Raw genomic sequence first — 18,182 nt, 5'->3', positions numbered from 1 at the left:
TCAGTCCTTCCGCGCCACGGCACCTTCATGTCTCCGGAGAAACCGCATGGCAAGAGCCATTTCCCGCACGCGCGGGCGCATTCTGTCCCGCCTGACCGTCGCCGCGCTCGCGGCGGCCCTCGTCGGCACGACCGCCGGCGCGGCCCAGGCCGGGGAGCCTCCCCAGCCCTCCTTCAAGGAGCGGACCGCCGAGCTGAAGGCCGTCTCCCCCGCCCCGCAGCAGGCCGCACGCGGGGTCGCGCGAGCGGCCGAGCAGGGCGTGCGCCAGGAGCTCTACGCCTTCGCCGGGCCGCAGTTCTACTGGTACACGCCGAACGGCAAGGGCGGCTACCAGGCCCGTGACACCGCGAACAACACCTCCTGGGGCAGCCTCAAGTTCCTCACCCACACCGACCGCGACTCCGACGGTTACACGGACGGGATCTGGGAGTGGCACCAGGAGGGTTCCCTGTACTACCAGGACGACCTCGGCGGCCGTCGCGTGGGCGGCGGCTGGCAGATCTACAACCAGATCTTCTCCCCGGGGAACCTGGGCGGGGCCGCAGGGTACGACGTGCTCGCCCGCGACTCCGACGGCGTGCTGTGGCTCTACCTGGGTTACGGGGACGGCAACCTGACCGCGCGCAGCAAGGTGGGCGGCGGCTGGGGCCAGTACACCCAGATCACCGGCCGCGGCGACATCACCGGTGACGCCAAGGCCGACATCGTCGCCCGCGACCGCTCCGGCACGCTGTGGCTCTACCAGGGCACCGGGGACCGGAACGCTCCCTTCAAGGCGCGTACCCCGATCGGCGGCGGCTGGAACACGTACAACACGATCGTGGGCACGGGCGACCTCGACTTCGACGGCGTCACCGACCTGATCGCGCGGGACACCAAGGGCGCCCTCTGGCGCTACTCGGGCACCGGCAACCCGACCACCCCGTACAACCAGCGCGTACTGATCGGCACCAGCGGCTGGAACATCTACCGCATCCTCGCCTGACGGACACGCCGCGCACACGCGAGGGCCGCACCCCCTCCCGGGGGTGCGGCCCTCGCGTGTGCCCTGTGCCTACCGCGTCACTAGCTGCGGATCAGCGAGCGCAGCACGTACTGCAGGATGCCGCCGTTGCGGTAGTAGTCCGCCTCGCCGGGGGTGTCGATGCGCAGCTTGGCGTCGAACTCGACGTCGCCCGCCGTGACCTTGAGGGTCTCGGGGATGCCGCCGTCGTTCAGGCCGGTGACGCCGGTGATGGAGAAGGTCTCCTCGCCGGTCAGGCCCAGCGACTCGGCCGAGGCGCCCTCCGGGTACTGGAGCGGCAGGACGCCCATGCCGATGAGGTTCGAGCGGTGGATGCGCTCGTACGACTCGGCGATGACGGCCTTGACGCCGAGCAGCGCGGTGCCCTTGGCGGCCCAGTCGCGGGACGAGCCCGAGCCGTACTCCTTGCCCGCCAGGATGACCAGCGGGGTGCCGGCGGCCTGGTAGTTCTGCGAGGCGTCGTAGATGTACGCGACCGGCGCGTCCGGCTGGGTGAAGTCGCGGGTGAAGCCGCCCTCGGTGCCCGGCGCGATCTGGTTGCGCAGGCGGATGTTGGCGAAGGTGCCGCGGATCATGACCTCGTGGTTGCCGCGGCGCGAGCCGTAGGAGTTGAACTCCCGGCGCTCGACGCCGTGCTCCGTGAGGTACTGGCCGGCCGGGGTGTCGGCCTTGATCGCGCCGGCCGGGGAGATGTGGTCGGTGGTGACCGAGTCGCCCAGCTTGGCCAGCACGCGGGCGCCCGCGATGTCCTCGACCGGGGTCGTCTCCATCGTCATGCCCTCGAAGTACGGGGGCTTGCGCACGTAGGTGGACTCGTTGTCCCACTCGAAGGTGTTGCCGGTGGGGATCGAGAGCGCCTGCCACTGGGCGTCGCCCGCGAAGACGTCCTGGTAGGACTTGTTGAACATGTCCTCGCCGATGGAGTTGGCGACGACGTCGTTGACCTCGGCCTCGGTCGGCCAGATGTCGGCGAGGAAGACCGGCTTGCCTTCCTGGTCGGTGCCGAGCGCGTCCTTGGTGATGTCGACCTTCATCGAACCGGCGATGGCGTACGCGACAACCAGCGGCGGGGACGCCAGGTAGTTCATCTTGACGTCGGGGTTGATGCGGCCCTCGAAGTTGCGGTTGCCCGACAGGACCGAGGTGACGGCGAGGTCGTGGTCGTTGACGGCCTTGGAGACCTCCTCGGGCAGCGGGCCCGAGTTGCCGATGCAGGTGGTGCAGCCGTAGCCGACCAGGTTGAAGCCGACCTTGTCGAGGTACGGGGTGAGCCCGGCCTTGTCGAAGTAGTCGGTGACGACCTTGGAGCCCGGGGCGAGGGTGGTCTTGACCCACGGCTTGCGGGTCAGGCCCTTCTCCACGGCCTTCTTCGCGACGAGCGCGGCGGCGACCATCACGTACGGGTTGGAGGTGTTGGTGCAGGAGGTAATGGCCGCGACCGTCACCGCACCGTGGTCCAGCTCGTAGGTGGAGCCGTCGGGGGCGGTCACGGTGACCGGGTTGGACGGCACGGAGGAGGCGCTGGTGACGGTGCCGGGCTCGGGGGCGCCGGCGCCGTTGTCCTCGCTGCCGTAGGCCGGGGCGTCACTGGCCGGGAAGGACTCGTCGCTGGCCTCGTCGACCGGGGAGCCCTGCGGCTTCGCCGGCTGCGGGACGGACGCGTCGACGTAGTTCAGCACGTCGACGGCGAACTGCTCGGCGGCGTTGGCGAGGACGATGCGGTCCTGCGGGCGCTTCGGGCCGGCGATGGAGGGGACGACCGTGGAGAGGTCGAGTTCCAGCTTCTCGGAGAAGTCCGGCTCGGCGGCCGGGTCCAGCCACAGGCCCTGCTCCTTGGCGTACGCCTCGACCAGCGCGACCTGCTGCTCGGAACGGCCCGTCAGCTTCAGGTACTTCAGCGTCTCGCCGTCGATCGGGAAGATCGCGGCGGTGGAGCCGAACTCCGGCGACATGTTGCCGATGGTGGCGCGGTTGGCGAGCGAGGTGGCGGCGACGCCCTCGCCGTAGAACTCGACGAACTTGCCGACGACGCCGTGCTTGCGCAGCATCTCGGTGATCGTGAGCACCAGGTCGGTGGCGGTGGTGCCGGCCGGGAGCTCGCCGGTCAGCTTGAAGCCGACGACGCGCGGGATCAGCATGGAGACCGGCTGGCCCAGCATCGCGGCCTCGGCCTCGATGCCGCCGACGCCCCAGCCCAGCACGCCCAGGCCGTTGACCATGGTGGTGTGCGAGTCGGTGCCGACGAGGGTGTCGGGGTACGCCTGGCCGTTGCGCACCATGACGGTGCGGGCCAGGTGCTCGATGTTGACCTGGTGGACGATGCCGGTGCCCGGGGGGACGACCTTGAACTCGTCGAAGGCGGTCTGGCCCCAGCGCAGGAACTGGTAGCGCTCCTTGTTGCGGCCGTACTCCAGCTCCACGTTCTGCTGGAAGGCGTTGGCGGTGCCGAACTTGTCGGCGATGACGGAGTGGTCGATGACCAGCTCGGCCGGGGCCAGCGGGTTGATCTTCGCCGGGTCGCCGCCCAGCTCCTTCACGGCCTCACGCATGGTGGCGAGGTCCACGACGCAGGGCACGCCGGTGAAGTCCTGCATGATCACGCGGGCCGGCGTGAACTGGATCTCCTGGCTGGGCTGTGCCTGGGAGTCCCAGCTGCCGATCGCGCGGATGTGGTCGGCGGTGATGTTCGCGCCGTCCTCCGTGCGGAGCAGGTTCTCCAGCAGCACCTTCAGGCTGTAAGGGAGGCGCGCGGAGCCCTCGACCTTGTCCAGCTTGAAGATCTCGTACGACTCGTCACCCACGCGCAGCGTGCTGCGGGCGTCGAAGCTGTTCGCCGACACGACAGTCTCCTTCAGTCAAAAAAGTGCGCGTTCTACCGCAATACAGCAATCCTGCCGCCACGACTCCGGGCCGATCCGCTAAGGTAAGGCTTAGTTAGGTAACCCTTACCGAGAGGTGGCGACTGCGGCGCGCTGGGCAGATATCTCGATGTCGAGATAACTCTAGTACATGGCCGCCGTACGGTCATGCCCGGCTGCCCGTGACCGCTGTCATCCAATCGAGCCGTCCACTCGGCGACCCCAGCCGTTCGGATGATCGCACCAGGGGTGCCGGGTGGCTGTACCGGCCGGGGTGGATCTTGCGGAGACGTACGTTGAGCTGTCGTACGTGGACGCTGTGCGCAAGCGGCTGCGGCGTCCGCTGCCGGACGGCCGGTGTGACGGCCCGGTTCGAGGAGGCGGCTCCGGTGCGGCCGTTTCGCTGGTCACGGGGTGGGCGACACCTCTCGGGTTGGTACTGGGCGGCGACGACCAGGCAAGCACGTCGGCTTCGAGTCCTGGCTGAAACGGGACAGGCTTGCGCTCATGAACGCCGATCCCGGGGTCGTGGGGATCGCTTCGCAGTCGTTCTGGCTGCACTGGGCGACGGTGAAAGGGAGCGATCGGCCCCTGTTCCCACCGTCCGCCCAGGTCCGGCCGGTCGCAGGCGAAGGCTTCACGTCCTGCGTCCCACACCACACTGCCGCCAATGATCTCCCGGTGCACTGAGTACGGCCACCTGCTGCCCAAAATGCCAGCAGTCGGTGGCGGCATTGCTCGCACGCCTGCCGGCAGAGGAACCGGGGAAACCGAGGCCTCCCCGACGCCCGACCTGAGCACACCCTGCACCCCGCCGAGAAACGCAGAGGAACTCCGAACCGCGGACAGCGACAATGCGAACCGTGCTGATCATGGATGCCGCCGTGGAGACCTATGACGTCGAGGACTTCACCCTGTGGCCCGCCGCTGCCCCGAACCCGGACCACCTGCTGGTCCTCTCCGGCCAGATGTCACCGTTGGAAGTCGGGACAGCGATGGCGGTCCTGACCGGCTGCAACCACGACGGCCCCGACGGCGAGGCCCCGGACACCGAGCCCGGCATCCGGCGTATCCAGAACCTGCTGAATGTCGATCTCGCCATCGCGCCGGGCGGCATCCTCCTGCAGGACACTGCGGCCGGCGTCGCGATCGCTCCGGGGTGCTGCTTCGGCCTGGAAAGCTGGCGCGACTGGCTCGGCCTCCTGCACGGCGAAGAGGTCTGGCTCGGTCACGGCACCGCCGCGCACATCGAGCACCGAGGGGCGCTCGTCAGGGTGTGGCCCAACACGGACCCGCCAACGAAGACCCCCGTCGAGCTTCCTCTGGCCGACCTGCCGGACCTTCTGCACACCGTGCACGACAAGCTCCGCGGTTTCCTCGCCCTCGCCGGGCAATGGGCTTTCCGTTACGCGCCGGCACTGGCACCCGCCCTGATCGCCAAGCTCAACGAAGATCTGGACATCGGCCCCCCGCTGGAGCACCCCCGGATCAGAGACCTTCCGCAAGCAGCGGACTCGTCGCCTGGCGACTGCTGACCGGTGGGTCCACCGGCAGCTCAACCACCGCTTCAGCAGTGCGGCAGGGATGCGGGACTCCGTGACACTGGCTGGACACGTTCAACTTCGCCCACGGCCCGAGGAACGCCGATGCCTTCCTCTCCACACCCGCCGTGTTCGTCGACGGGCAAGGGCCGCTGCGCCAGCCCCTCTTGAAGGGCACTCGCGCTCCCACGTGTGCCGCTGGTTCCGTACTGCCGGTACGAGGGGCGGTCGGCGGCGCGGCAGGCCCCCTACGCTCAGCCGGTATGACAAACCTTCCTTCCACCCCGAAGTCGCGCTTTCTCGTCCTGAACGACTACGGCATGGGCGGTGCGTGGTGGTGGATCCACGCGCGATCAGCCCGAGAGATCCTTGAGACCTTCGCGGAAGTCGAGGTGATCGACAGTCCGGAGGCCATCGAGCGGGCCGGCCGGAACCTGGACGAAGTCGACATCGATGAGCCGACCATGCCTCCGGGCCTGGACGAGCTGCGGACCATGCGCGACACCCAGCGCGGCCGCCCCGGTTTCGGCGCGCTCGCCGACCGGAGCATCGTGCACCTGCGGCGTCGCTGGGACGGCGATGAACCAGCGACCTACTTCATGGAGGTCGGCTCCGACGGCCGCAGGTTGCGCCAGGTGGAACTCAGCGACGACGGAACCGCACTGCGGAGCAGTCCGGACGACTGGCCGTTCAACTCGCCGGTTGTGGACCTGTTCGATCCCGAGTGGGCGGACTTGGAAATCTCCCCGGCCGAGTTCGAGGCAGCATGGCTCGAAGCGCGTCATGTCGGCGGAGAGTGATGAAGGGGCGTCGCCACCGCGCGACGCAGACAGATGAAATCCACCGCGAACCCTCGCGGCACCCGTCTCACCGAACACGGTCCGCGCAGGTCAGCAGGAGCCCACCCGACTGACTTCATGGCAACAGGTCGGCCCGTGCCGTCTCAGTCGACCTGGTTCGCCTTCGCCGCCATGGCCTCCGGTGTGCTTGCTCCCTGCAGGAAAGAGGAACGCGCAGCTCGACGCGGGACCGGATGGAGGTGTCGACGGGAAGCCCCGGGACGGAGTGGCGGAGATCCTTCGAGCAGCTGCGCCGAGGTCCAGATCCCGCAGTCGCCTCCGCAGTTCTGCGGCGAGCGGCTCGTCCGTGTGCTCGGGGAGTTCGCCTTCTCCTTTCTCAGCCAGGTACTCAAGGTGCTGGTCGACCGCCGAGGTCGGCATCAGCTCGCCGGCGGTCGGCAGGGCCCGCCTGCTCGAACTTCGATGAGACCGCCGTCCACGGCCCTACGGCCGTAGGGTCATGCCCGGCTGCCCCGCCGGGCCGGTGCGTCGCCGTCACTCCGTCGACTCCAGGATGCGGGCCAGCGTCCGGCGTCCCATGGCGCTCATCGTCGGATTGCTGTCGACGTAGTACCAGACGACGCCCATCGCCTGCTCGAACGCCCACGCCTTGCCGCGTTCCCACTCCAGGTCGTCACAGGCCAGCGTCCGGCGGAGCACCTCCCGCGGGCCCGGTCGCAGCAGGTGCCAGGCGCCGACCAGGTCCAGGGCGGGGTCGGCCGGGCCGAAGCCGCCGGTGTCGAGGACGCCGCCGAGCCGGCCGCCCGTGACCAGGACGTTGCCGGGAATCAGGTCGCCGTGGCTCATGACGTCGGCGCCCGTGCGCGGCAATGTGCGGAAGCGGCTCCACAGGCGGCGCAGCCGGGGCACGTCGAGCGGAGCGCCGTCCGGCCGCCCGCTCAGCCGCTCGCTCTCCTCGAAGCACGTCGCCATCCACTCGTCGTGGTCGGTCAGCACCCCGCCGCGGCCTCCCCCGCTGAACCGCCGCCCCCGCGTCCCGGCCTTCCGCAGGGCCTCGATGAAGGCCGCGAGGTCTTCGGCGAAGGCGTCCGACCCGCCCGGGTCGGCGGTGAAGGCGTCCGTTCCGGACACCCAGGTCTGGACCGACCACGGCATGGGGAAGCCCGCTCCCGGCCTTCCCAGCGCGACGGGCTCCGGGACCGGGAACGGGGACACCTGTGCCAGTTCCGCGCCCGCGCGGGCCTCCCGCTCCAGGACCGTCAGCGCCTGGGCGGCGTCGGACGCGCGCAGTGGGAATCGCGCGGAGAGGTCGTCCCCGATCCGGAAGATGGCGTTGACCGTCCCGGTCGAGGACACGCGCCGGACCGCCCTGCCGCGCCACCGGGGGAACTGCTCCTCGATCAGGGCGGCGACGGTGTCGGCGTCCACCTCCACCTGGTCGTCGTGCATGGTCACGCTCGCAGGCCCTCCCTCGGTCCGGTCCGAAGCCCCGTGGGCGGCCCGGTCCGGCTGGGCCGGGCGCCGGGTCGGCCGGGACGACAGTCAGTATCGCGGTGTCGCGGTCGGGATCAACCGGGTTTCCCGACCGCCCCGTTCGGCGGCTTCCACGCGGGTCCGCCGGTACCCGCCGCAGGGAGTTCCGGGGCTGCGACTAACTTCGCTGGGACAGCCCGCGGGCCGCCCGGCGCGTACGGCGCTTCCGTGTTTCTGTGTGTCCGCGTTCCACCGACCGAGGAGAGTCTCCGAGTGCCCCGCACATCCATCACCGTCGTCCCTGTGTCCGACGAGAAGGCCGGCCCCTACGGAGTCACGGCGGGCCCGGACGGCGCCATGTGGTTCACCAAGGTCCGCGAGGGAGCGATCGGGCGGCTCGGCGCCGACGGCGAGCTCACCTCGTACCCGTTGGCGGACCGGGAGGGCGGCCCCGCCGTGATCGCGCCCGGCCCGGACGGCGCGCTGTGGTTCACCGAGTACCGGGGGAACCGGGTCGGCCGCATCGCCGTCGACGGCGCCGTCACCTCGTACGAGCGGCCGGACGCGGGCCCGTACGGCATCGCGCCGGGCCCCGACGGCGCGGTGTGGTTCACCGAGATGAACACCGACCGGATCTGCCGGATCACCCCCGACGGCAAGGTGACCGAGTTCCCGGTGCCCGTGGCGGGCGGTTTCCCGTCGGCGATCGCGGCGGACCCGGCCGGCGGGCGCCTGTGGTTCACGCTCAACCAGGGCAACGCGGTCGCTTCGATCGAGCTCTCCGGGGAGGTACGGGTGCACCCCCTGCCCACCGAAGCGGCCGGCCCGGTCGGGCTTGCGGCCGGTCCTGACGGCGCGATGTGGTTCGTCGAGATCATGGCCGGCCAGGTGGGGCGCGTCGACGCCGAGGGGAACGTCACGGAGTTCCCCCTCCCCGACCGCGCCGCGCGCCCGCACGCGGTGGTGGCGGGGGCGGACGGGGCGATGTGGTTCACCGAGTGGGGCGCGAACCGGATCGGGCGCGTCACGGTGGACGGTTCGCGGATCGAGTCGTACGGGATCCCCGCGGGCGCCTCCGAGCCGCACGGCATCGCACTCGGCCCCGACGGCACGCTCTGGACGGCCCTGGAGTCGGGGGCGCTGGGGCGCGTCGAGACGGCGGAGGAGCAGTAGCCGGGGGCACGGTCCCGGATACATGACGGAGGCTGTCAGGTATCCGGGGCAGGCTGCTGCGCACCGGCACAACACCGTGCCGGTGGTCCCGACTTGAGGAGCAGCACCGTGGCGAGCAAGGACTTCCCGACCGTCGAGGGTTCCGTCCACGTCCCCGGGGACGAGGGGTACGACGCGGAACTCGCCGGGTTCAACACCGCGTACACGCACCGGCCCGCCGTGGTCGTCGCGGCCCGCAGCGCCGAGGACGTGCGGGCCGCCGTGACGTACGCCCGAGAACACCGGTTGAGCGTCGCCGTGCAGGCCACCGGGCACGGGCTGTCGGTCGCGAACGAGGGCGGGGTCCTGGTCGTCACCCGTGGGCTGGACGGCGTGCGGATCGACGTCGGCGCGCGCACGGCGTGGATCGGGGCCGGCGTGACCTGGGGGCGGGTGATCGAGGAGGCGGCCCGGTTCGGGCTCGCGCCGCTCAGCGGATCGTTCCCGGGGGTCGGCGCGGTGGCGTACACGCTCGGCGGCGGCATCGGGGTGCTGGCGCGGGAGTTCGGGTACGCGGCCGACCACCTGAAGGCGGCCGAGATCGTCACGGCGGACGGCGAGGTGCGGACGGTGGACGCGGCCGGTGACCCGGAGCTGTTGTGGGCGCTGCGCGGGGCCGGGCACAACTTCGGCGTGGTGACCGCGATCGAGGTCGGCCTGGTACCGGTCGAGCGGGTCTACGGCGGGCAGCTCGTCTTCGACGGCGAGCACGCCGAGGAGCTGATGCGGACCTGGACCGCGTGGACGCGGACCGTGCCGGAGACGGTGTCCTCGGGGATCGGGTTCGTCGCGTATCCGGACCTGCCGATGCTGCCCGAGCTGCTGCGCGGGCGGTACGTCGCCACGGTCTCGGTGGCCTTCGACGGACCCGCCGAGGAGGGCGAGCGGCTGGTGGCGCCGCTGCGGGCGGTCGCGCCGCCGCTGAAGGACGGCCTGCGGGAGATGCCGTACACGGACAGCGCCGAGATCTACAGCGACCCGCCCTCCCCGCACGCGTACAGCGCGACGAACGTCCTGCTGGCGGGGATCGACGAGGACGCGCTGGCCGGGGTGGTCAAGGCGGGCGGGCCGGACGCGGACATCATGTGCGTGCTCAACGTGCGCCACCTCGGGGGTGCGCTGGCCCGCACGCCGCAGGACGGCGGCGGGAGCGCGCTCGGGCACCGGGACGCCCAGTACCTTGTGCAGCTCATCACACCGATGGCGGGGAACGCGTCGCTGGCGGTCGCCCGTTCCGTACAGCAGGACCTGCGGACGGCGCTCGCCGCGCGGACGCTGGGCTGCGCGCTGCCGTTCGAGTTCGGTGACGGCGAGCGGGCCACGGAGGCGCAGACCAGGCGGGGTTACACGCCCGGCGACTACGCCCGGCTGGCGCGGCTGAAGGGCCGGCTGGACCCCGCCAACCTCTTCCGGCACAACCGCAACATCGTTCCGGCGACCGGCTGAACGGGGGGCGGCGGAGCTGACGGGGTGACAGGCGCCTCACCCCTTCGGCCCAGCCCAGTGAGTTGTCATCTCATATCTGAGATAGCCTTCCGCCCATGGCAGACGACTACCTCGTACGCATCGGCAAGCTCATCCGTGACGCGCGTCAGCACCGTGGCTGGACACAGACGCAGCTCGCGGAGGCACTCGGCACCAGCCAGAGCGCGGTGAACCGGATCGAGCGCGGCAATCAAAACATCAGCCTTGAGATGATCGCCCGAATCGGTGAAGCCCTCGACAGCGAGATCGTGTCACTGGGGTACTCGGGTCCGATGCACCTTCGCGTGGTGGGGGGCCGTCGCCTCTCCGGCGCGATCGACGTCAAGACCAGCAAGAACGCGTGCGTGGCGCTGCTGTGCGCCTCGCTCCTGAACAAGGGCCGCACGGTCCTGCGCAAGGTGGCCCGGATCGAGGAGGTATTCCGCCTTCTGGAGGTACTGAGCTCCATCGGCGTGCGCACCCGCTGGATCAACGACGGCAAGGACCTGGAGATCGTCCCGCCCGCCGAGCTGGACATGGCGGCCATGGACGCGGACGCAGCCCGGCGCACCCGCTCGATCATCATGTTCCTGGGCCCGCTGCTGCACCGCATGGACCGCTTCAAGCTGCCGTACGCGGGCGGTTGCGACCTCGGTACGCGCACGATCGAGCCGCACATGATCGCGCTGCGCCGGTTCGGTCTGGACATCACGGCCACCGAGGGCGTCTACCACGCCGAGGTCGAGAAGCCGGCCGGTCCCGACCGCCCGATCGTGCTGACCGAGCGCGGCGACACCGTGACCGAGAACGCGCTGTTGGCCGCCGCCCGCCACGACGGCACGACGGTCATCCGCAACGCGTCCTCCAACTACATGGTCCAGGACCTGTGCTTCTTCCTGGAGGCGCTGGGCGTCCGGGTGGAGGGCGTCGGCACGACCACCCTGACCGTGCACGGCGTGCCGGACATCGACGTGGACGTGGACTACTCCCCCTCCGAGGACCCGGTCGAGGCGATGAGCCTGCTGGCCGCGGCCGTCGTCACGGAGTCCGAGCTGACGATCCGCCGGGTGCCGATCGAGTTCCTCGAAATCGAACTCGCGGTCCTGGAGGAGATGTGCCTCGACCACGACCGCTCCGCCGAGTACAGCGCGGACAACGGCCGCACCCGGCTGGTCGACCTCACCGTCCGCCCCTCCAAGCTCGAAGCGCCGATCGACAAGATCCACCCGATGCCCTTCCCGGGCCTCAACATCGACAACGTGCCGTTCTTCGCGGCGATCGCGGCGACGGCCCAGGGCCAGACCCTGATCCACGACTGGGTCTACGACAACCGGGCGATCTACCTGACGGACCTCAACCGCCTCGGCGGACGGCTCCAACTCCTGGACCCGCACCGCGTGCTGGTCGAGGGCCCGACCCGCTGGCGCGCCGCCGAGATGATGTGCCCGCCCGCACTGCGCCCCGCCGTCGTCGTCCTGCTGGCCATGATGGCGGCCGAGGGCACGTCCGTACTGCGCAACGTGTACGTGATCAACCGCGGTTACGAGGACCTGGCGGAGCGTTTGAACTCGGTGGGCGCGCAGATCGAGATCTTCCGGGACATCTGAGAGCGGGGCGTCTCCTGTGCGGGTGAGCGTTCAGGGCCGAAGGTGCTTGAGGGTGAACTCGGGCAGGGCGTAGGGGCCGGCCTGGGGGTGGGCCGGGTCGGCCGGGGAGTCCGTCGGGGCGATGTCCGCAGCGTGGAGTTCCGCGTTGTCGACGGGGGTGTAGGCCAGTTCCGCCGGGTCGGGGAGTTCCCAGAAACGACGGGTGTTGGCGGAGACGGCGTACGCGACGGCGAAGGTGGTGGAGGCCGGTGCGGTCAGGGCGGCCCGGATGTAGCCGACGGCGTCGCGCGGACTCAGCCACGTCGCCAGGTGCCGGGGTTCGGTGGGCAGACGCTCGAAGCTGCCGATGCGCAGGCAGACGACGGACAGGCCGAACTTGTCGGCGTACAGCCGGCCGAGCGCCTCGACGGCGGCTTTGCTCACCCCGTAGAGCCCGTCAGGGCGTACCGGTTCCTGGGGGCCGGTGAGGTGCGCGGCAGGGTAGAAGCCGGTCACCCGGTTGCTGCCGGCCAGCACCACCCGCTCGATGCCGGTGCGCCGCGCGGCCTCCAGGACGTGGTGGGTGCCGAGCACGTTGGCTTCGAGCAGCTCGGGGAGGGGCGCCTCGTCGGGTATCCCGCCCAGGTGGAGCACCCGGTCGGCTCCCGTGAGGGCGGACTCCACGGCGGCGGCGTCCCGCAGATCCACCTGGCGCACGTCCTCGTTCTCGGCCTCCTGGCGCAGCGGTGCCCGGTCGAGCAGGATCAACCGCTCCGCCTCGCCCCGCAGGGCCTCCCGTGCCACGGAACCGATGGTGCCCGCCGCCCCCGTCACCGCCACCGTGCCCAGACTCACTGCGCCTCCTCCGGCTTCGACAAGCACACATCTTCGCGCCTGTTGATCCCCTCATCAAGGAGGTGGGGAACCGGGAGCGGGTGCCTGCTGAACGGGAGACGGGGCCTTTCGGGCCCCGCGTCCGCCGTGCGGAGCCGCGACGGCGCAGTCACCGGCGAACGGCATGCGGTCCCCCTGTCCGAAGCCGTCCGTGCACGCCGCGATCCCGCCGGCGACCCTGGCCGGGGTCACGGCGGGACGGCAGCCGGCGGCCGGTTCCCGAAATAGCTGCCGCCGTGGCGAACGGGTGGAACTGTGCGGCGCCGGATACGGCGCACACGAGCCGGGCAAGCGTTCCGTCACATGTTCCCGAGCCGAGAACCGGTGCCGCGATGACCGAGTACGAACGGGCGCGCACGATGCCCGCACTTCCCGAGCACGTCTTCGACCAAGCCGCCGACATGGACCAACTGGACGCCTGGATGCCTCAGGACCTGCACGTGCGTGCCGAGGACCCGCCGTCCGTCACCGTGCACGAGGACCGCACCGGAAAGGACCTGGCCGCCCTGCTGCGTGCCCGGCCCGAGCAGATGCGGCTCGAATGGGGCACCCGGGAGCAGGGCTCCTACACCGGCTGGCTCCAGGTCGCCGGCCTCGACAGCGGAGCCAGCGAGGTGACCGTGCACCTGTCGTTCTTCGAGGACGCGCACGACCCGGGTGAACAGGCCGTGCACGCCGCCCTGGACAGCAGCCTGGAGCGGCTGGAGCAGCAGGTACGGCTGCGCGTCGACAACGCCGCCGGCTGACCGGCGGCCCGGTAGTGGCGCACCGGGCAGCACCGTGCGCCGTTCCCGGCCGTGTCGGCGGCCTCGTGCGCCCGCGGCGGGCCGGGAGCGGACCGCCGCGGGCGCACGGGCTAGCTGCTCTCCGCGGTTTCCGGGTCCTGGTCGTCGGCGCCCTCTGCCTGCGAAGGGGTCGTGCGGGGAACCTCGGGGGCGTCACTGCCCGGAGCCGGCTGCTCCTCGTCGGCCGTGGTGTCCTCGGTGCGCTCGCCCTCGGCCTGGGACGGTGTCTGCTCACTCATGTCGGGCTTCCTTGTCCGATGGGGGTGTCGGCGCCACGGGTGACGCGCCGTACCTCACCTTCCACCCGTCGCCTTCCGCCCGCGACTCCGACCGCTCCTCCGGCCCGCCTGAGCGCTCTCGGTGCCCCGGGGTCGTCTCCCGCGCCGCTGTACGCGTCGCGGGGCCGCTCCACGTCACTGGAGCAGCACGATCGCGTACGCGAGGAAGAATCCCGCCACCACCACCGCGAGGCCGATGATCAGGAAGAGCGGCCCCTTGGCCCAGCCCGTCGGCGGATTGTGCGTCTCGTCGGGCCCCGCTCCCGACATGCTGCTCTCGGCGGGCGGGGTCTCCCCCGGCGGTACCCCGCCGCCGGGTTCCAGGCCCGCAGTGTTCCCCGGGTCGGGATCCGGGTTGGGACGGTAGGACTTGGAGCGGCGGTCCGGGTGCTGGGAAGGAGTCATGTGATCCACGGTCCCACTCCCTCCGCATCCCCACCTCTTTTGCTCACCGCAGGGGTCCTGGCTCCGCGCCACGGGCCCCTCGCATGCCGTCGTCGCTCCGGCCGATCGCCGGCACCGTGCTTCGCCCGGTCCGGTGGCCGCCGTGCCCGCCTCGGCCGAGCACAGGACCCGCGCCCGGCCTCCCGGTCAGTCGTCTTCGCCGGTACGGGCGCGGGCGCCGGCGCGGGTGCGGGAGGAGGTCTGGGCACGGTGCGGGTGACGGCGTACGTACTCGCGTTCCAGCTCGTCCATCCGCTGCGTATGCGTGCTGAGCGCGTTGTCCGACGCGTACAGCAGGGTTTCGTGCCTCGTGCGGTGTATGGCCTCCAGTTCCTTGAGGAGCTGGTCGTCTTCCAGGTCCCGGGCCGACGGCCCGTTCTCGCGCACGCTCATCGCGGATTCGCCTCCTTCGTCCCCGTCCTCATCCTGCCCTGCCGGGCGGCCGTCCGCGCGAGCGGATCGGAGGTGACGACGGCGGGGGAAGCGGCTCGCGCGGCAGCCACAGGAAGCCTGTGCCCGTGCGGCCCCGCACCTCCGGCTCGTACGATCACTCACGGCACGCCGGACGCGCGGCATGCCGTGGGCCTCGGTACCGGCCGGAACGGGAGCGACTGTGCGCCTCTTGCTGACTTCGGACACGCATGTGCCCAAACGGGCCAGGGAGCTGCCCCCGGCCCTCCTCGCAGCGGTGGACGAGGCCGACGTCGTCTTTCACGCGGGCGACTGGGTGGACACGGCCACACTGGACGTGTTCCAGGCCCGTGCGCGGCGCCTGGTCGCCGTCCACGGCAACAACGACGGGCCCGGGTTGCGGGCCCGGCTGGGCGAAGTGGCGCGGGTGGAGTGCGGTGGGCTCCGCTTCGGCGTCGTGCACGAGACGGGGCCGGCGCGGGGCCGCGAGGAGCGGTGCCAGGAGCGCTTCGCCGACCTCGACGTCCTGGTGTTCGGCCACAGCCACATTCCGTGGGACACCACCGCACCCGGCGGGCTGCGCCTGCTGAACCCGGGCTCGCCGACCGACAGACGGCGGCAGCCCCACTGCACGTACATGACCGCCGAGGTGGAGGACGCCCGGCTCGTCGGCCTCCGGCTGCACCGGCTGCCGCCCCGTTCCTGACGGCCCTGGACACGGTGTCCGGCGGGAACAGCCTCACCGGTGCGCGCCAGCCCCGAACCACACCCGCGCCCCATCGGAGCGCCGGGCCCGCGGCCGTACTCGTGGACGGCCGTACTCGTGGACGAACGAAGACAAGGAGCGGGACATGCCGCAATCCCCCCGGCCGCAGGAACTGCGCGAGGAACTCGCCGCGCGGGTGGAGTGGAGATGTTCCGGCGGCGCGCTGCCCTGGCCGAGGCGGCCATCACGGAGCTCCGGGCCGACTGCGACCTCGACGCGGCGGACGCCGCTTCCACTCGCGCCGCCCTCACGGAGGAACACGGCCGCGCGGAGGAGGCACGGCGGCAACTGGCCCGCGCGACGGCTGCCCTGCACCGTCTGGACGAGGGCGCCTTCGGTCTCTGCGTCTCCTGCGGCGCCGCCATCGACCCCGAGCGGCTGCTCGCCGTGCCGCACACCCGGTGGTGCGTCGCCTGCCGCCGTGACGTCGAGGGCCGCCCCGCGCGGTGAGCGCGGCCCTTCTCCGCGCACGGAGAGCCGCGCCGAGAGGGGACGTCTCCCCCCACTACGCCGGAAGTCCTCCTGCGCGGCCTGGGCAGTCATGACGGGCGGCGGCGGCACGGACTGCCTCAGGTGGCGGTCGTCTCCGAGGTGATCAGCTCCACGAGCGCCGGCCGGCCGCCCCGACGCAGGGCGCGGCGTTGCTGGTCGGCGGGGGTGCCCTCCCTCAGCAGTCGATGCGCCAGCGCGGTCACCTCGCGGGTGTCCCCCGTCTCGTCCAGTGCCGGTTTCAGGTGGTCGAGCAGCATGCGCAGCACGTCGCCCGCCCGTCGCGGCTGTCCGGACGGGTCGATGAGCGTGCCGCTCAGCCCGTGCCGGGCGGCGTGCCAGTTGGCTGCCCGCGCCAGCTCCGGCGTGGAAACCGGCAGCGGGGCGCCCGCCTTCTCGTCCCGGATCGCCGAGGCGACCAGCGCCCGTACGATGCCCGCGAACATGACCGCGGAGTCGGCGCGCAGTTGCACGTCGGCGCAGCGCACCTCGACCGTGGGGTAGCGGTCGGAGAGCCGGGCCTGCCAGTACAGCTGGCCGGTGTCGGCGACGACGCCGGTGTCCAGCAGGGCACGGATCCGCTCTTCGCGGTCGGCGACCGAGGCGAAGCGGGGCGGCGGGCCGCTGACCGGCCAGCGGTCGAAGATCACTGTGCGCCAGCTCGCGAAGCCGGTGTCCCCGCCGTCCCACAGGGGCGAGTTCGCGGACATGGCCACCAGGACCGGCAGCCAGACGCCGATGCGGTTCAGGACGGCGACGCCCGTCTCCTGGTCCGGCACGGCCGCGTGCACGTGCATGCCGTTGATGAGCTGCTCGTCCACGAGCTGCGGCGCCTGGGAGTGCATCGACAGGTACCGGGCGCTGGGGGTCACCGGTACGGGCACGGCCGTACGGTACGGGGCCGCGCCGCACGCGGCGATCAGGCAGCCATTGCGTTCCGCCGCGGCGCCGAGCACATGCCGAAGCCGCAGCAGATGGCCGCCCACCTCCTCCAGGCCGGTGCAGACCGGGGTGGCGATCTCCACCTGTGCCTGCAACAGCTCCGGCTGGACCTCGGTGCCCTCGACGACCGGCCCGAGCCCGGCTGCTGCCCGCACCTGCTCACTGAGCGGCACCGGCAGGCACGTGTCCGGATCGAGCAGCAGGTACTCTTCCTCGACCCCAATGGTGATCATGGCGTATCAGGTACCCACATGGGGCGAAATGAATCGATATGACGGTTTCAGCGCGCGTCGGCGGCCCACACCGTTGGAGGCCCCCCGGCGGCCGATCCGCTCAGCCGTGCGGGTGACGCCGCCCCAGTCGGTCGCGGTGCGGCGGAACAGCCGCCGGCTGGCGGCCCCGCGGGAAGAGGTACACGCGATTCGTCGCTGCGGTTCCTGCGGGAGAGGGAGCGCAGCAGCCCCCGGTCGTGCTCGGATGGCCATACTTGTGTGCCGCATCGTGGGCTCCGCGATCCACGGCTCGGTTCCCGTGAAGAACGTCCCGAGGTCGGACGTCCCGGGGTCGGACGTCCCGCGCACTGCGATGCCCGTACGGAACAGCTCCGGGTGCCACACGAGGGATGCCGACGTCAGGCGCCACAGCCGACACCTGGGAACCCGGGCAGCCCCGGCCCACACCCCTCGCCACCGACGAGGCGGGGCTGCCGTGCGGAAACCGGCGGCCCGGTCGTCCTGCCGTAGAAGCAGTTCACGGCTCGTGTTCGACCAGGCATACGCACAGTCCAGCGCGACCGTGTGGCACACGCCAATGCGGCGGAAGTCCGACGAGGTGAGGGGTGATCCGCCGGGGGGTCACCGCAGTGCGACGAGGAGGACGGCGCTGAAGGACAGGGTGAGGGCCGTGAGGAGCAGGGCCACGCAACGGCACAGCAGTTGCCGGCGCAGTGCCCGGTAGCGGGCGATGTACTCCGCCCGCAGTTCCGCTTGGTGTGCGTTGACGGCCGCCAGCGCTTGCCTGGTCGTGGCGAGACGGTCCTGGGCGTACTGCCGGGCCACCTCCTCCTGCTGGGCGGTGGTCAGCCAGGTCAGGCGCCCGGCGAAGTCCTTGCCCTGCGACTGGGCTCGTCGGATTTCCGCCTGGCACAGGAGGTACCCCTCCAGCCGGCTGATGCCCGCGGCTGTCTCGCGGTCGCTCCGGTTGCGTTCGGGCATC

17 protein-coding genes and 1 pseudogene are annotated in these 18,182 nt (G+C 71.3%); 9 read left to right on the top strand and 9 right to left on the bottom strand.

Translation table 11 applies throughout. The features are described 5' to 3' along the window. The first annotated feature begins 46 nt into the window (after positions 1 to 46). Positions 47 to 985: an FG-GAP repeat domain-containing protein gene (locus ACZ56L_RS01100; protein ID WP_345217614.1), complete on the top strand. Its 939-nt coding sequence runs from the start codon at positions 47 to 49 to the stop codon at positions 983 to 985. 80 nt (positions 986 to 1,065) lie between these two features. Here the strand turns inward: ACZ56L_RS01100 and ACZ56L_RS01095 are convergent, their stop codons facing one another. Next, the gene (locus ACZ56L_RS01095; protein WP_471060185.1) at positions 1,066 to 3,864 is read right to left on the bottom strand and encodes an aconitate hydratase; all 2,799 of its coding nucleotides are present in this window, start codon (positions 3,862 to 3,864) and stop codon (positions 1,066 to 1,068) included. An 881-nt stretch (positions 3,865 to 4,745) separates the two neighbouring features. Here ACZ56L_RS01095 and ACZ56L_RS01090 point away from each other — a divergent pair. Both ACZ56L_RS01090 and ACZ56L_RS01085 read left to right on the top strand, forming a co-directional pair. Beyond that, positions 4,746 to 5,417, top strand: a complete 672-nt coding sequence (locus tag ACZ56L_RS01090) for a hypothetical protein (RefSeq protein ID WP_471060182.1) — start codon at positions 4,746 to 4,748, stop codon at positions 5,415 to 5,417. A gap of 269 nt (positions 5,418 to 5,686) precedes the next feature. Further along, the gene (locus tag ACZ56L_RS01085) at positions 5,687 to 6,223 is read left to right on the top strand and encodes a hypothetical protein (RefSeq protein ID WP_471060179.1); all 537 of its coding nucleotides are present in this window, start codon (positions 5,687 to 5,689) and stop codon (positions 6,221 to 6,223) included. 534 nt (positions 6,224 to 6,757) lie between these two features. Here the strand turns inward: ACZ56L_RS01085 and ACZ56L_RS01080 are convergent. Further along, positions 6,758 to 7,672 carry an aminoglycoside phosphotransferase family protein gene (locus ACZ56L_RS01080; RefSeq protein WP_471061624.1) on the bottom strand — a complete coding sequence of 305 codons (915 nt, stop codon included), beginning with the start codon at positions 7,670 to 7,672 and terminating at the stop codon, positions 6,758 to 6,760. Between the two features lie 297 nt (positions 7,673 to 7,969). Between ACZ56L_RS01080 and ACZ56L_RS01075 the strand changes: the two genes are divergently transcribed. The 3 genes from ACZ56L_RS01075 to ACZ56L_RS01065 all read left to right on the top strand — a co-directional run bounded on the left by ACZ56L_RS01075 (position 7,970) and on the right by ACZ56L_RS01065 (position 11,979). Further along, positions 7,970 to 8,869 (top strand): Vgb family protein, encoded by a 900-nt coding sequence (locus tag ACZ56L_RS01075; protein ID WP_471060176.1) that lies wholly within the window; start codon positions 7,970 to 7,972, stop codon positions 8,867 to 8,869. A 108-nt stretch (positions 8,870 to 8,977) separates the two neighbouring features. Next, positions 8,978 to 10,354 (top strand): FAD-binding oxidoreductase, encoded by a 1,377-nt coding sequence (locus tag ACZ56L_RS01070; protein ID WP_471060174.1) that lies wholly within the window; start codon positions 8,978 to 8,980, stop codon positions 10,352 to 10,354. Between the two features lie 95 nt (positions 10,355 to 10,449). Beyond that, positions 10,450 to 11,979 carry a helix-turn-helix domain-containing protein gene (locus ACZ56L_RS01065; protein WP_345217609.1) on the top strand — a complete coding sequence of 510 codons (1,530 nt, stop codon included), beginning with the start codon at positions 10,450 to 10,452 and terminating at the stop codon, positions 11,977 to 11,979. A 30-nt stretch (positions 11,980 to 12,009) separates the two neighbouring features. Here ACZ56L_RS01065 and ACZ56L_RS01060 read toward each other — a convergent pair whose 3' ends face one another. Next, positions 12,010 to 12,813 (bottom strand): NAD-dependent epimerase/dehydratase family protein, encoded by an 804-nt coding sequence (locus ACZ56L_RS01060; RefSeq protein ID WP_345217607.1) that lies wholly within the window; start codon positions 12,811 to 12,813, stop codon positions 12,010 to 12,012. A 371-nt stretch (positions 12,814 to 13,184) separates the two neighbouring features. Here ACZ56L_RS01060 and ACZ56L_RS01055 point away from each other — a divergent pair, with 371 nt between their 5' ends. Continuing rightward, positions 13,185 to 13,598 carry an SRPBCC family protein gene (locus ACZ56L_RS01055; RefSeq protein WP_401758352.1) on the top strand — a complete coding sequence of 138 codons (414 nt, stop codon included), beginning with the start codon at positions 13,185 to 13,187 and terminating at the stop codon, positions 13,596 to 13,598. Between the two features lie 110 nt (positions 13,599 to 13,708). Here ACZ56L_RS01055 and ACZ56L_RS01050 read toward each other — a convergent pair whose 3' ends face one another. From ACZ56L_RS01050 to ACZ56L_RS01040, 3 genes are all read right to left on the bottom strand, one after another. Then, positions 13,709 to 13,876 carry a hypothetical protein gene (locus tag ACZ56L_RS01050; RefSeq protein ID WP_401758349.1) on the bottom strand — a complete coding sequence of 56 codons (168 nt, stop codon included), beginning with the start codon at positions 13,874 to 13,876 and terminating at the stop codon, positions 13,709 to 13,711. Between the two features lie 174 nt (positions 13,877 to 14,050). Next, positions 14,051 to 14,320, bottom strand: a complete 270-nt coding sequence (locus ACZ56L_RS01045) for a DUF6480 family protein (RefSeq protein WP_345217601.1) — start codon at positions 14,318 to 14,320, stop codon at positions 14,051 to 14,053. 186 nt (positions 14,321 to 14,506) lie between these two features. After that, positions 14,507 to 14,752, bottom strand: a complete 246-nt coding sequence (locus ACZ56L_RS01040; RefSeq protein ID WP_345217600.1) for a DUF6158 family protein — start codon at positions 14,750 to 14,752, stop codon at positions 14,507 to 14,509. Between the two features lie 220 nt (positions 14,753 to 14,972). Here ACZ56L_RS01040 and ACZ56L_RS01035 point away from each other — a divergent pair, with 220 nt between their 5' ends. Together ACZ56L_RS01035 and ACZ56L_RS01030 are read left to right on the top strand one after the other, a co-directional pair. Further along, positions 14,973 to 15,476, top strand: a complete 504-nt coding sequence (locus tag ACZ56L_RS01035) for a metallophosphoesterase family protein (RefSeq protein WP_345217598.1) — start codon at positions 14,973 to 14,975, stop codon at positions 15,474 to 15,476. A gap of 207 nt (positions 15,477 to 15,683) precedes the next feature. Then, positions 15,684 to 15,986, top strand: a complete 303-nt coding sequence (locus ACZ56L_RS01030; RefSeq protein WP_471060166.1) for a TraR/DksA family transcriptional regulator — start codon at positions 15,684 to 15,686, stop codon at positions 15,984 to 15,986. A gap of 119 nt (positions 15,987 to 16,105) precedes the next feature. On the opposite strand, the gene ACZ56L_RS01025 is transcribed toward ACZ56L_RS01030, so the two are convergent. The 3 genes and pseudogenes from ACZ56L_RS01025 to ACZ56L_RS01015 all read right to left on the bottom strand — a co-directional run bounded on the left by ACZ56L_RS01025 (position 16,106) and on the right by ACZ56L_RS01015 (position 18,181). Beyond that, positions 16,106 to 17,200, bottom strand: a complete 1,095-nt coding sequence (locus tag ACZ56L_RS01025; protein ID WP_471060163.1) for a carboxylate-amine ligase — start codon at positions 17,198 to 17,200, stop codon at positions 16,106 to 16,108. A gap of 167 nt (positions 17,201 to 17,367) precedes the next feature. Continuing rightward, a pseudogene (locus ACZ56L_RS01020) lies at positions 17,368 to 17,602 on the bottom strand (S9 family peptidase); the annotation flags it as partial. Positions 17,603 to 17,821: 219 nt separating this feature from the next. Next, positions 17,822 to 18,181 carry a hypothetical protein gene (locus ACZ56L_RS01015; protein WP_471060159.1) on the bottom strand — a complete coding sequence of 120 codons (360 nt, stop codon included), beginning with the start codon at positions 18,179 to 18,181 and terminating at the stop codon, positions 17,822 to 17,824. Position 18,182 lies beyond the last annotated feature (1 nt).

The sequence above is a fragment of the Streptomyces sp. NPDC039736 genome (assembly GCF_055596485.1).
Note: the sequence above shows the minus strand (reverse complement) of the source record. Positions and strands in the feature narration are given on the sequence as shown.

Bases quoted from the DNA above. Each gene is read 5' to 3' on its own strand.
- ACZ56L_RS01085 (WP_471060179.1), top strand. From the start codon at position 5,687: ATGACAAACCTTCCTTCCACCCCGAAGTCGCGCTTTCTCGTCCTGAAC.
- ACZ56L_RS01015 (WP_471060159.1), bottom strand. From the start codon at position 18,181: ATGCCCGAACGCAACCGGAGCGACCGCGAGACAGCCGCGGGCATCAGC.
- ACZ56L_RS01025 (WP_471060163.1), bottom strand. From the start codon at position 17,200: ATGATCACCATTGGGGTCGAGGAAGAGTACCTGCTGCTCGATCCGGAC.
- ACZ56L_RS01045 (WP_345217601.1), bottom strand. From the start codon at position 14,320: ATGACTCCTTCCCAGCACCCGGACCGCCGCTCCAAGTCCTACCGTCCC.
- ACZ56L_RS01080 (WP_471061624.1), bottom strand. From the start codon at position 7,672: ATGCACGACGACCAGGTGGAGGTGGACGCCGACACCGTCGCCGCCCTG.
- ACZ56L_RS01100 (WP_345217614.1), top strand. From the start codon at position 47: ATGGCAAGAGCCATTTCCCGCACGCGCGGGCGCATTCTGTCCCGCCTG.
- ACZ56L_RS01030 (WP_471060166.1), top strand. From the start codon at position 15,684: ATGTTCCGGCGGCGCGCTGCCCTGGCCGAGGCGGCCATCACGGAGCTC.
- ACZ56L_RS01065 (WP_345217609.1), top strand. From the start codon at position 10,450: ATGGCAGACGACTACCTCGTACGCATCGGCAAGCTCATCCGTGACGCG.
- ACZ56L_RS01040 (WP_345217600.1), bottom strand. From the start codon at position 14,752: ATGAGCGTGCGCGAGAACGGGCCGTCGGCCCGGGACCTGGAAGACGAC.
- ACZ56L_RS01050 (WP_401758349.1), bottom strand. From the start codon at position 13,876: ATGAGTGAGCAGACACCGTCCCAGGCCGAGGGCGAGCGCACCGAGGAC.
- ACZ56L_RS01055 (WP_401758352.1), top strand. From the start codon at position 13,185: ATGACCGAGTACGAACGGGCGCGCACGATGCCCGCACTTCCCGAGCAC.